The organism is Psychrobacter sp. ENNN9_III (assembly GCF_001462175.1).
Taxonomy (GTDB): domain Bacteria; phylum Pseudomonadota; class Gammaproteobacteria; order Pseudomonadales; family Moraxellaceae; genus Psychrobacter.
In genome coordinates this window covers 1-12,840 of record NZ_LNUO01000180.1, presented here as the reverse complement: position 1 = coordinate 12,840, position 12,840 = coordinate 1, and the positions used below count along the sequence as shown (strand labels likewise).

The following is a 12,840-nucleotide window of genomic DNA, read 5'->3' as shown; positions in this document are numbered from 1 at the left end:
TCAAACGATAGCTATACTCAAACTTATTTTAAATTATCGTTGTTATCGATGTCAGTAAAGTCTGTACCTGAACCTAAGTTTGAACCAGTGTCTAAATCACTATCACGTGTCTCTACATGAGTGATATCTACATGGTCACTACCAAGCTTAGTCGTGTCAACTACATCTGTGTGCAAATCGCTAGTCGATGTGCTAGTAGAAGCAGTAGGCGTGTTATCACGGACTGAATCAGCAACTTTTTCTTGAGTTGACGAGCTGGTATGAAGAGTAGACTTCGCTTCAGCTTTGTCCTGCTCTTTATCCATCTTATCTTGCATTTTACGTAGGAAACGAGCAGCAGCTTCTTGACCACCAAGACCGAACGATAGAGCGAAAGCAACTGCAACAGCGCCTAAAGTTAAGCCAAACGCTAGATTTACGATAGAATCAGCAATACCCATTGCTTTTAGGCCCATTGCTAACACTAAGCCCATAATTAATACACGTACGATATTGGCTAGAAATTGTGAGCCTTTTTCTGAGCGTTCAACGACACCAGCGATAATATTGGCAAGCCAAAAGCCGATGAATAGAATGATAGCACCTAAGATGATATTTGCACCGAAGGCGATAAACATCGTGATAATAGCTGAGATAGGTTCAAAACCAAGTAGGTCAGCTGCCGCGATTGCAGCAAACAACATAGCAAAGAAGATAATGGCATAACCAACTAGATCAGAGATCTTTTTGTCACCCATGGTTTCTTGCAAGCCAACTTTGGCAGGTAATTGATTAACCTGAGTATTTTCAATTAAGCCTTTGATGATGTCTGCAACCATACGTATGACGTAATAAGTCACAACAAGAATTGCTATTGCCATAAAGATATTAGGCAAAGCTTCCATAATCTTGTTCAACATATTAGTCGCTGGACGAGCGATCACTTCAATTTTTAGAGCATTTAATGCAGCAATTACGGTTGGGATAATAACAACCAAAAACGCCAAAGAACCAGCAATATTAGGTAGACTGTTCTCTTCGCTCAAACCTGCTTTTGTAGCCAAGGCTTGTACATTAAAGGTAGATACAAGGTTGGTTACGATACCGCGTACGACTTTGGCAATGATATAACCCACCACAAAAACCACAATAGCAATAAGAATATTAGGAATAAAGCTAAAGATTTTGTCAACCATGTTGGTCAATGGTGCAAATAAACCATCAAGCTCTAGTTGACCAAGTACCATAGTCAATACAACCAATAGAATGAACCAATAAACCATATCAGCAATCGTGCTGCTCATAGGTTTGACGCCAGCTTGAGCACTTAAACGCTCATCCATTGTCGTTTTTGATAAAGCAGTATTGAGCGCAGTACGAACAACAGTTGCAATAACCCAACCAATGATACCGACAGCAATAGCGCCAATAAGATTTGGAATAAAGGCAAGTACTTGATTAACCATATTTGCAAACGGCGCTGAAATTGAGTTTAAGTTTAACTGAGTCAACGCACCTGAGATAGCAATAACAAAGATAAACCAGAAAACGACCTTAGAGATTATACCTTCTAAATCGTAGGTTTTGCCTGTAGAAGAATTCATACGCTGATTTAGATTGACCTTAGCCAATACATTGCGTACTAAAGCTGCAATGCCAAGTGCAACGAGCCAACCGATCACGAAGATCAAAATAGCACCAATGATGGAGCCGATAGGCCCACCAAGATAACCATTAAAAGATGCAAACATTGGGTTCATCCTGTCCTCCTTTAATCACTATATAGTAAGTCATAAAACAATCATTGATTATATTATTGACGGATACACAGCAGTTTAAAAATAGTATTGTTTTATTTGACGTTATTGACTAATTTAATGTTTCTTTATAAAAGTTTTGTGTACATAGTTACAGTTATAAAGAAAAAAAGTCTTAAAGAATTACTTTAATTTACTTATCAACTTAGCTGATTAAGCTTAGCTGATATAATGATGTAGTTAAAGTTAGAATGCTTAACCTGACGCTATAATTGTGTGATAAGTTGTTATTTTTGAGGCCAAAATTAACAAAGACTGTACATTGCCATGTTAATTTTTTCGGAAACATAGCATTGCCATGTTAATTTTTTCGGAAACATAGCTCATAAAACCAAGATTTGCTATGATAGCTGGCAAATAATATTTTAGTATTCTTCATAATTGATTTGACAACTTGAGAGTGATATATGAAAAAGATTACCACCTTAACTATCAGTACGCTGGCTAGTGCAATGTTATTGGCTACAGGCTGTAGCACCAACAATGGCAATCAAGAAAGCGCTACCCCAAGTGTTTCTGTTACTGAGCAAAGCACAGCGAAAGAAAAAGTAGGCTATAGCTTGGGCTTTATGATGGCAGAAGGTAATAAAGAAGCTGTACAAGACTTAGATCTTGATACCTTTGAACAAGGCTTTCGTGATGGCTATCAAGGTGAAGAATCCGCCTTGACCCAAGAGCAGATGGAAGAGGTACTAATGACGTACCAAAAAGAACAAGAAGAGAAGTTTGTTGCAGACATGCAAAACAAAGCAGAAGAGAATAAGACCAAAGGCACAGCATTCTTAGCAGAAAATGCTAAAAAAGAAAAGAAGGCGTAAAAGAGACAGATTCTGGTCTGCAATATAAAGTAATAGAAGCAGGTACGGGCAAGTCACCAAAAGCGACTGACGTAGTCGAAGTGAATTACGAAGGTAAGTTGATCGATGGTACTGTGTTCGATAGCTCTTATGAGCGTGGCGAGCCAATTGAATTCCCATTGAATCAGGTCATCGCTGGCTGGACTGAAGGTTTACAATTGATGAAAGAAGGTGGCAAGTACGAGTTCTATATTCCATCAGATATCGCTTATGGCGAAGCTGGAAACTCAGGTATTGAGCCTAATAGCACGCTTATATTCACCGTTGAGCTGCTAGAAGTGAAATAAGGCTAGATTAAGCATTTAATATCAGGCAATTAGAAAAGCCCTCATATCCAATATGAGGGCTTTTGTAGTCATGGGTTTTTGTATTATAAGGTAAAGTGCCGTATCTAAAGGGTTTTTTGGAATACTTTAGAGTTACGGCCATTGTGGTACTTTTCTTGGCGAGCTTTTGGTAATGCACTAGCATCGACTTCAGCGAAGCCTTGCTCTACAAACCAATGCGCAGTACGCGTGGTTAATACAAATAACTTATGTAAACCATGACTGCGTGCTTGCTGTTCTAAAAATGCCAGCAAATCTGCACCGCGACTACCATTACGATATTCTGGATGCACAGCCACACAAGCGACTTCTGCTGAATCAGCATCCAGTGGGTATAATGCTGCACAGCCCAAAATCATACCATCGCGCTCAATCACGCTATAGTTGTCGATTTCTTGTTCTAGGCGTTCGCGTGAGCGACTGACCAAGATGCCTTGCTCTTCTAATGGTGTCAGCAGCTCAATAAGACCGACCACATCATCGATATTGGCGTGACGAATCTCTTCGTAAGGGTCATGACTGATTAGCGTACCAGATCCATCGCGTGTAAACAGCTCCTCGAGTAGCGCGCCATCTTTGGCATAAGAAATGATATGTGTACGATGAACGCCTTGGCGACAAGCCACGCTAGCACAATGCAAAAAGTAATTAATTTCATTATTCAAATCACGTTCTCGCAAAAAACGATCCACTTCATTTGGAATCATTTCATGTAATAAGCGACCGTTGTCGTTGATGTCAGCTTCTTTACCTAAAAAGATAAGCTTGTCCGCACCAAGCGCCACTGCAGCACTAAGCGCCACATCTTCACTCAACAAGTTAAAAACTTCACCAGTTGCTGAGTAGCCCATCGAGCCTAAAATGACAATATGATCGTGTAGTAGGTTGTTCTTAATCGCCTCAATATCGATGGAGCGTACTTCACCTGTCATCTGATGATCGACACCATCACGAATACCGTAAGGACGCGCGGTTACAAAGTTACCAGAGACGGCATCAATACGTGAGCCGTACATAGGCGAGTTAGCAAGCCCCATCGATAATTGGGCTTCGATTTGTAGACGAATAGCGCCGACTGCTTGTAAGATGGATGGCATCGCAGTACGTGGCGTAATGCGTACATCATGATGGAGAGGCGAGACGATACCAGCTTCTTGTAGGTTCTTTTCTATTTGTGGACGCGCACCATGTACCAATACCAGCTTAATACCTAAGCTATGCAACAATGCAAAGTCATGAATGAGGGTATTAAAATTAGGATGGTTGACTGCCTCACCACCAAACATAATCACGAAAGTTTTGCCGCGATGCGTGTTGATATAAGGCGCAGAGTTACGGAACCAATGGACGTATTCAGGTTTAATCTGGGGCATGGCGCTAGTAGTCATAGTAGAAGCAATAGTAGTAGGTATAGTAAAGGATAAGGGATATAAAAAATTTAACGAATATTAAAGATTTACCATAGCAAAAAACATCGGTATGAGCTATCTTTTTATTTTAAGGAGCGCTGTTTGAATTTAGTCAGTTGTCTATATACACAACCTAAACACGGGGTTAGTATACCTATAAAAGCTTTTTGTTATGCTAAGTCTTATCGCATAATCAATTGCGCACATAAACTGCATTTTAAATACGTGATGCAAGCATATAACTTGTGTTGAAAAACGTTTAGAAAAAACTCTAAAAAAGCTTATGGCTTTTTGGCACCAACAAACTTTGATACGCATTGTTTTACCGATACATTAACTAGGAATAACGAATATCATGAAGAAAATAAACCATTTAGCCAGTCCCTTTACTGCTTGGAGCGGTCATCGCTTATTCCAAGTCGTCGCCGGTACCCTTATCGGTGCGATGGTAGTCACAACCCAAGCGTCAGCTATGCTGCCAACACCAGAGCCTGCGCTTGACGGCTCCACTGCTATGAACACAGCTGTAAGTGCTGATGGTAGCAAATCAAATATGCAAGCCGTTAATACCAAGATTACAGCTTCTGTTATCAGCGTCGATGCAAATGGACAAGAGACATTGGTACCTGTAGATGCCAATACGCGCCTGCAGTCAGGTAACATTCTAGAGTATCAAGGGTATTTTACCAATACCAACCCAGATCGGGTACGTAAGATGACGGTTACATTGACGATTCCTGAGCAAGTGGAGCTGTTACGCGCGGTGTCTCCTGATTTTCCATACGGTAGTGTCGATGGTGATACTTTTGCTCGGATGCCGTTACGTACGCGAGTTGATAACCAACTGCAAGAGGTTGATCTCAAGCATTACAAAGCAGTTCGCTGGGATATCGAAGGTGTTGGTCTTAATGATACAGTGATGGTTAAGTATCGCGCAAAAGTTAAATAAAGCGCACATTTGATATTTCAATAAGTAATAGAAAAGCACGGCAATTGATAATTGCGGTGCTTTTTTTTGGCGACATTAAAGCGTAGCGTACTTACTACTAGATTTTTCTTTAATAAGTTGTTTAATGCCGTTGGCCTGCGGGGTAGTGGCTTGCACGCCAGCCATGATAAGTGCGCTACGCTGATTAGTATCTAACGAGCTGATATGGCCGACATCAGGGGTAATCACAATATCAGCGCGCTCGCGCTCATTACTTACAAGTGAGCGGTGACTAGTGGTTGAATAGCGAGTATTAGAGGATAGATTGTTTTCAAGTAATCCCCAAAAGCTACTTAAAGAGGTGACAGCGGGTAGTAAATTACTAGTCATATTTTTTTTACTTGATGTGGGTACAGTCACATCGACAGCGATAACAATATCAGCGCCCAAATCTCGAGCACTATCGACAGGGACTAAGCTGATCACTCCGCCATCGATATATTTTTTGCCAGTTTTTTCGGGTATGCGCGGCGCAATAAAAATATTAGGCACGCTACAAGACGCTTGGACGGCAAGCCCTGCATCTCCGGTGGTAAAGACCGCCTTTTTTAGCGTATGCTTCTCAGCAGCGATTGCGGCAAAGCGGATCGGAAAGTCTTCTATTGCGCGACCACCAACTTTAGCATTGATAAAGTTTTTGAGCTTGATGCCTTCAATAAAGCCTTGATTGGATAACACAAAGTCTGTTAACTCGCTATCAGGTGTGTTCAATGCTAATTGTTCAAGCCGCCGTGGAGTATAGCCACTGGCATATAGGCTACCAACTAAGCTGCCGACACTCGTTCCAACTACGAGTGTTGGTGTGATACCGCTTTCTTCTAACGCCTTAATAACACCAACGTGAGCAAAGCCTTTGGCGCCGCCGCCGCCCAGCACCAATGCTACTTTTGGGGCTGCTACGACTGGCTGAGCTTGGACAAACGAGGTGGTTGGTCCAATATTGTTACAAGCACTGACACTCATACCACACACAATTAATAAGCTTGGGCATAATAGTTTTTTATAGTTCAGTTGTTTAAGATTGGGATAAACGAACATAAAAAGCCCTTTTATAAAATATTCTAAAAAGATAATTGCCAGCAGATAAATGACTGGTTAAGTATTAAGTGTATAGACGCACGATTACTAAACAACTTAGCATTATCAATAGTATTGTCAGCTATAATAATTGAAGTACACTGCTGTTATAGCCATTAATTGTCACGATATTTAGCTATGCTTTTATAAATAGAATCATACAATAGTGAAGTATAAAGCATTTAAATATATAGAATTTAAAATAATATCTTTAAGGTTTTTGATGCCAATATCTAGCCATTCCATAGCCGACTTATCAAACAGTGTGTTGCCCAAACAGTCGGCTTCAGCATTAGATATGCCAGTGACGGCGCTGGCAGGTGTCGGACCAAAGGTGGCAGAGCAATTAACGCAACTGAGTATTACACGGATTTTTGATTTATTGCTCCATTTGCCACGTGATTATGAAGACCGTAGCCGACTCGTATCTATCGCAGATGTAGGGCATGGGCAAGCGGCATTAATCACGGGGCGGGTGGTACATGTAGATACTAAACGTAGCGGCATGACGGTGATTGTAGACGATGATACTGGCACAATCTCTCTACGCTTCTTTAAGGTCTATCATGGCCTTGCCCAGACCATGAGTGTGGGCACGCGACTACAGCTGTTTGGGGAAGTAAAAGTCAGCCGTTACGGCAAGCAGATGCATCATCCTGAATATCAGATTTTGACTGATAGTGTCGCCATTACCAACACGGGCCTACAGCCCATCTATCCGAGCGTCAAAGGCCTGCATCAAAATAAATTACGTACTTTGATTAAGCTGGCCCTACAAACCGTACGCGGCCAAGGTTTACCAATGACGCTATTTACGCCAGAGGATTTTGCTGTAGTAGCAGATTTGCCATTAGCGCCCTTTGAGCCGACTAAACTACTGGTTACAGAGACGGATTATTCAGAAGATATATTCTCAACCTTAGCGCGTAGTGTGCCAGACAACGCTGCTACTGACCACGTTAACAAAGCTGGTGTGACTACTTATGACGCAAGTAACAAAGGCAATTCGGTCGCCGTTAGTGGCGCTCATAACAATGCTCACAGCAATGTTTACAACTTAACAATATTTGAAGCGTTAGTGCTACTGCATACGCCGCCTACTTACACCGATGCAGGCCAGCAGTATAAGCTGCTCACTCAATTAAGCGCGCGTACACATGCTGCTTGTCAGCGCCTTATTATTGAAGAGCTAACCGCGCATCAACTCAGTCTGTTGTATCGCCGTCAGCAGCTGCATCAGCATAAAGCGCCTAAATGTACCACTCAAAGTCCATTGGCTGATAAGTTGTTTGCGGCATTGCCCTTTGATCTGACAGGTGCACAGCAGCGTGTGATGAAAGATATCACCGCTGATATGGCAACTTCTATTCCGATGCTACGATTGGTGCAGGGTGATGTAGGCGCAGGTAAAACTTTAGTCGCAGCAGGCGCAGCGGGCTACGCGCTTGATAGTGGCTGGCAGGTGGCCGTCATGGCACCGACTGAGATTTTAGCAGAACAGCATTTATTGAACTTTAAACAATGGTTTGAGCCGTTGGGTGTCGGTGTTGGCTGGCTCGCTGGCAAGCAAACGGCGAAGCAGCGCCGCGAAGCGTTGGAAGCCGTGAGCGAGAATACGGTGCAAGTGGTCGTCGGTACTCATGCATTATTTCAAGAGCAAGTACAATTTGCCAAATTGGGCTTAGTCATTATTGATGAGCAGCATCGTTTTGGGGTTGAGCAGCGTATGGCATTGACCAATAAAGGTGTGGCGAATAGTACGCCGCATCAGCTGATTATGACTGCAACACCGATTCCGCGTACGCTGGCGATGAGTGTCTATGGTGATATGGACACCTCTATCATTGACGAGTTGCCACCCGGGCGTACACCAATTACTACCGTAACGATTGATCGCAACCGCCGTGATGACGTGATAGAGCGCATCGCGATTAATTGTGAGGCGGGTAGGCAGGCCTATTGGGTGTGCTCGTTGGTGGAAGAGTCGAGCGTACTCGATGCACAAGCTGCTGAGGCGACTTATGAGGACTTAAATGCGCGCTTAGACATTCGTATTGGCCTGGTTCACGGCAAAATGAAGTCCGCTGACAAGCAAGCCATCATGCAAGAATTTAAAGCGGGTAAACTTGACTTGTTGATTGCTACAACGGTCATCGAAGTCGGGGTTGATGTACCGAACGCATCTTTAATGGTCATCGAAAATGCCGAACGACTGGGTCTGTCGCAACTGCATCAATTGCGTGGACGTGTTGGGCGTGGCTCAACCAAAAGTTTCTGCGTATTGCTATATCAAAAGCCTCTATCAGAGACAGGTACAGAACGTCTTAATGTATTACGCGATAGCACCGATGGCTTTGTCATTGCCCAAAAAGACTTAGAGCTGCGTGGACCAGGTGAGCTGCTGGGCAAACGCCAAACGGGTAATGTGGGCTATTATCTGGCTGATTTGATTCGTGATGAGCAGCTGTTTGCCATTGCGCAGCGTTTGGCGAAGCATTTAATTGCAGACCCCAGGCGTAAAGCTGATGTCAGCCAACTTATTCATCGCTGGATGCCAGCGGCCAGTCGCTATACCAATGCTTAAGAAATGGCTTGATGAGTAATATTGAATCTAAGCGCTACTGAGTTTAAGTACTAAAAACAAATAAAAAAGAGGACAGTAATTGCTATCCTCTTTTTATGTTTAAACGGTTTATATATCGCTAACATTCATGTCTTATTATCAAATGAGCACTTATTGATAAGGTAATAACCGCTCAAATATCTGTAAATAATGATTAAATTGGCTTGCGCTAGTAAATAACCTGTTTTTAGCTAAAAAATGACTTGTAATTTAAATTATTTTTGCTAATATAGTCCACCTTGATTGGCTGGATGGCAGAGTGGTCATGCAGCGGACTGCAACTCCGTTAACGCCGGTTCGATTCCGACTCCAGCCTCCAATTATTTATTAACTTTACGTTAATTTAGGCTTGCATTATTAGCACAACAGCTTATAATAGCGACCACTTATCTAGTAACTAGATGGTCTATCAGCTAGCTTACATTTTAGATAAAACAAGTTTTGCCCGGGTGGTGAAATTGGTAGACACAAGGGATTTAAAATCCCTCGATCGAAAGATCGTGCCGGTTCAAGTCCGGCTCCGGGTACCATTACATAGTCCTATACTATCTTATAGAACAGCTAAAGCCCCTGATATCAGGGGCTTTGTTGTATCTGGCGTCTTATACTGTCCTGCCTTATCTAGCCCAATCCGTGCATTGGTGTACATTACCTACATATAAATACACAGTAAACCGATGCGATAAATAGCTAGCGGTCTTACTTTTAATAAAGACAATAGACAAAGCTATATATCATTCAGTTGTTACTGTAGACCTTCCGCTGCTGTTTTATCTAAGTTCGAGTTATTTTCGTTTACAGTAGCCGTATCGTCAGCCTTTTGCTCATTTTCCACGCTGTCTACACCAGAATAGTATGCTGTACCCCCTGCGTCATCATCTGTACTGTCTGCACTTTCTGCTTCATCTGTGGAAGTATTAACACTAGCTTCAGTGTCGCTATCTGTCTGTACTGGCGTCATTTCACTCGTCTCTGTATTATTGGTATCAGCCTTTTCTTCTGTTTCATTACTACAAGCGCTCAGTCCGATAAGACTTACTAATACTGCCACCCATAGCTTATTTTGAAAGGTTCTATTCAATACTGAATTTTTCATTTTAATATTCCTTATTATAATATCCATCAATTCAAGGTAAGTACTATCTTATATGTCATTTAAATATTATCTGCTATTACTAACCAATCATTTTTGTTTGTTTTCATTAATCGTTTAACAAAAACCGCTAGGTGTGCTTATTGTCTTTTTACTCGCCCTAAATGATCTTGCAACTTATATAGTTATCTTTATTAAGTAGAAAAAATAAACCGCCCGACTCATAGAGTTAAGGCAGTTGCATACGCTTGTTGAGCACTTATTACTTTTAGTAACAATCGAATCTGCGTTCTCACTCGCTACTATTGCTCATCAAGCTTAATTACACTGGCAGCATTTTTCGCACATGTTGCATTTTTTGCAGGTTGATGGACTGGTACAACCACATTTTTCACAGCTGCAAGTAGCATTGTAATGAACAGAAAAGGCTGAAAGATTTGTTTTTTTGGCGTTTGACATCATCATAAATCCTTGTAATAAGAGAATAATTGATGATTAATCTTGACAGATATGAGCGATGCCTTCTGTAAGGCAAATGTTAATCTGATGATCGAAAAACTTCCGATCAATCTATATGACTTGCCACAACCCTTCAAGATTAACAGCGCTTTTATCAATTATCGGATAATCACTAAAGCTTAGTGTATAGCCGCCTGCTTGATTGCTCGCTGGCGTAATTTGACAAGTCACACCCAGTGGAAAGCTATATTTTTTACTGATATGCCCAAAGCTCATGCCATTATAGATAGGTAGTCCAGTCAGTTTATGCAATTGGCGTATGACCATCGCCACATCATAACGCTTATCGTAGCTATCTTCACCTGCACCAGACAATGAGCCAAACACGATTGCTTGCTGATTTTGGAACACCCCTGCCAAATACAAATCATAGAGCATGCGCTCAATACGATAAGCCTGTTCCCCCACATCTTCTAAGAATACAATACCGCCTTTAATACGCGGCAAGTACTCGCTACCTGCCAGCGCTGATACCACGCTCAAATTACCGCCCCAAATCGTTCCTGTGAGTGCTTGAGTCTTATCAGTCGCTAGAATCGCTGGTAACTGCTTACTGGTCAAATCGGCGTTTTGAACATTAATGCTTAAATTAGGATTAGTAAGCGCTTCTGCAAACTGCCGACAACTAACCTCATCAGGAGTTGCTTTACCAAATTCACTATAGAGCATGGGGCCAGCGAGCGAGCTCATTTGCCCTTTCGCCAGCAGTGCACATTGAATAGCAGTGACATCACTAAAGCCTGTTAGTATCGTACCCTGCTCTCTCATAATTCGTCCCAGCGTTTGCCAGTCAATCAATGGCAGCAGACGCATTGCGCCATAGCCACCGCGTACACCCATGAGCAGTTTAGGTGCATCAATCGCCCCAGTCGCAATGTTTTGTAGATCACTAGCTCGCTGCCTGTCCGTTCCCGCAAAGCGCAAATATTGTCGTTCGGTGATAGCAGGATTCTGCACATCAAAACCTGCGCAAGCCAAGCGCTCTAACGCCAACTGGTTGCGCTCATGATTACCGCCAACGTTGGAGCTAGCAAATAGACGCGTCTCAATAGTAGAATTGATGCAATGTAATTTGGACGCTATTGACTGATTACCCTCTGGCAACGCCGTCGGCAGATCATCTTTGGTCAGCTGCATACTGCTATTTTGATCACTCGTTTTGTCTGCAGCTTTAATCGTTAAGCCTTGAGCGATACCTTGAGTTGCAAGTAGTCCAGCACCTGTACTCACGCCTAGTCGACGTAAGAATTGGCGACGACTAAGCTCCTTATTGGCTACGGTGGTTATATCAGCTTGCTGTAAAAGAGTTGGATTTGTCATAAGCATACTAAGCTGTTACCTCAAAACTTATTTTAGAATAATGGTTTTAGAATAATGATTTAATTATCAACGTTTTTAACATTAACTTTATATAAATATCGCGGTTTGGCAGCTTTAATAGCGACAATGGTTGCATAACCCTATAACCATTGCTTATTACAACGACAACAAATCGTTAAACAACCATGTTTGGTACTTACCATTACTCTTGTTATAGTAAATAGTAAGAAATAATTCATCAATAATAATAGGAACGCTAGTATGGCTGATAAAGAAAAATCAATAATAATAGGAACGCTAGTATGGCTGATAAAGAAAAAGATAATAAGTCGCTTTTAGACAATATTAAAGAAAAAGATAATAAGTCGCTTTTAGACAATATTAAACTCATCTTAAGTAAAGAAGACAGCATAAGGAAACAATATTAAACTCATCTTAAGTAAAGAAGACAGCATAAAGAAACAAGTCGACAAGGATCGCGGTCTTGAGCGTTATGCTAAAGACTTGATGCTACTGATGAGCTTGGTAAAAGATTATTACCAAGGTAACTATCGCAATATACCTTATAAAACTATTTCAGCAGCAGTGGTTGGATTGTTATACGTCTTAAACCCTATTGATATTATTCCAGATTTTATACCTTTTATTGGTCAAGTTGATGATGCCTTGGTAATTGGGTTTTGCTTAAGACTGATGGAGAAAGACTTGAACAAATATAAAGCTTGGAAAAGCGAGCAATCAATGTCTAAAGATGGTGCAAAGTCTGAAGATAAAACGTCTGATAATAAAGACAAAAATGCAAAAGCTAAGAAAAAATCCTAATTATTAAAAT

At 41.6% G+C, this 12,840-nt stretch carries 9 protein-coding genes, 2 tRNA genes and 1 pseudogene; 7 read left to right on the top strand and 5 right to left on the bottom strand.

Annotation, left to right across the window (positions count from 1 at the left end; translation table 11 throughout):
- Window positions 1-23: 23 nt before the first annotated feature.
- Window positions 24-1,739, bottom strand: coding sequence for a mechanosensitive ion channel (locus PENNN9_RS11090; RefSeq protein ID WP_058369736.1), 1,716 nt, complete (start codon window positions 1,737-1,739; stop codon window positions 24-26).
- 464 nt (window positions 1,740-2,203) lie between these two features.
- On the opposite strand from PENNN9_RS11090, the pseudogene PENNN9_RS11085 reads away from it, so the two are divergent.
- Window positions 2,204-2,940: pseudogene (locus tag PENNN9_RS11085) on the top strand (FKBP-type peptidyl-prolyl cis-trans isomerase).
- A 104-nt stretch (window positions 2,941-3,044) separates the two neighbouring features.
- On the opposite strand, the gene argA reads toward PENNN9_RS11085, so the two are convergent.
- Complete coding sequence (argA, locus tag PENNN9_RS11080; RefSeq protein WP_058369735.1) at window positions 3,045-4,367, bottom strand: amino-acid N-acetyltransferase; 1,323 nt, start codon at window positions 4,365-4,367, stop codon at window positions 3,045-3,047.
- 376 nt (window positions 4,368-4,743) lie between these two features.
- Here argA and PENNN9_RS11075 point away from each other — a divergent pair, with 376 nt between their 5' ends.
- Window positions 4,744-5,337: a hypothetical protein gene (locus PENNN9_RS11075; protein WP_058369734.1), complete on the top strand. Its 594-nt coding sequence runs from the start codon at window positions 4,744-4,746 to the stop codon at window positions 5,335-5,337.
- A 75-nt stretch (window positions 5,338-5,412) separates the two neighbouring features.
- Here PENNN9_RS11075 and PENNN9_RS11070 read toward each other — a convergent pair whose 3' ends face one another.
- Entirely contained in the window at window positions 5,413-6,414 is a 1,002-nt protein-coding gene (locus tag PENNN9_RS11070; RefSeq protein ID WP_058369733.1) for a patatin-like phospholipase family protein, read from the bottom strand.
- Between the two features lie 262 nt (window positions 6,415-6,676).
- Here PENNN9_RS11070 and recG point away from each other — a divergent pair, with 262 nt between their 5' ends.
- From recG to PENNN9_RS11055, 3 genes are all read left to right on the top strand, one after another.
- The gene (gene recG / locus PENNN9_RS11065; RefSeq protein WP_058369732.1) at window positions 6,677-9,037 is read left to right on the top strand and encodes an ATP-dependent DNA helicase RecG; all 2,361 of its coding nucleotides are present in this window, start codon (window positions 6,677-6,679) and stop codon (window positions 9,035-9,037) included.
- Window positions 9,038-9,321: 284 nt separating this feature from the next.
- A tRNA-Cys gene (locus PENNN9_RS11060) sits at window positions 9,322-9,395 on the top strand.
- A gap of 124 nt (window positions 9,396-9,519) precedes the next feature.
- Window positions 9,520-9,606: transfer RNA gene (locus PENNN9_RS11055), tRNA-Leu, on the top strand.
- A gap of 215 nt (window positions 9,607-9,821) precedes the next feature.
- On the opposite strand, the gene PENNN9_RS11050 is transcribed toward PENNN9_RS11055, so the two are convergent.
- Both PENNN9_RS11050 and PENNN9_RS11045 read right to left on the bottom strand, forming a co-directional pair.
- Complete coding sequence (locus PENNN9_RS11050; RefSeq protein ID WP_058369731.1) at window positions 9,822-10,172, bottom strand: hypothetical protein; 351 nt, start codon at window positions 10,170-10,172, stop codon at window positions 9,822-9,824.
- A gap of 567 nt (window positions 10,173-10,739) precedes the next feature.
- A complete protein-coding gene (locus PENNN9_RS11045; RefSeq protein WP_058369737.1) occupies window positions 10,740-12,008 on the bottom strand; it encodes an LD-carboxypeptidase in 1,269 nt (422 codons plus the stop codon).
- A 302-nt stretch (window positions 12,009-12,310) separates the two neighbouring features.
- Between PENNN9_RS11045 and PENNN9_RS13485 the strand changes: the two genes are divergently transcribed.
- The gene (locus PENNN9_RS13485; RefSeq protein ID WP_264752954.1) at window positions 12,311-12,436 is read left to right on the top strand and encodes a hypothetical protein; all 126 of its coding nucleotides are present in this window, start codon (window positions 12,311-12,313) and stop codon (window positions 12,434-12,436) included.
- A gap of 88 nt (window positions 12,437-12,524) precedes the next feature.
- A complete protein-coding gene (locus PENNN9_RS13160; protein WP_227511806.1) occupies window positions 12,525-12,830 on the top strand; it encodes a YkvA family protein in 306 nt (101 codons plus the stop codon).
- Window positions 12,831-12,840: the final 10 nt, after the last annotated feature.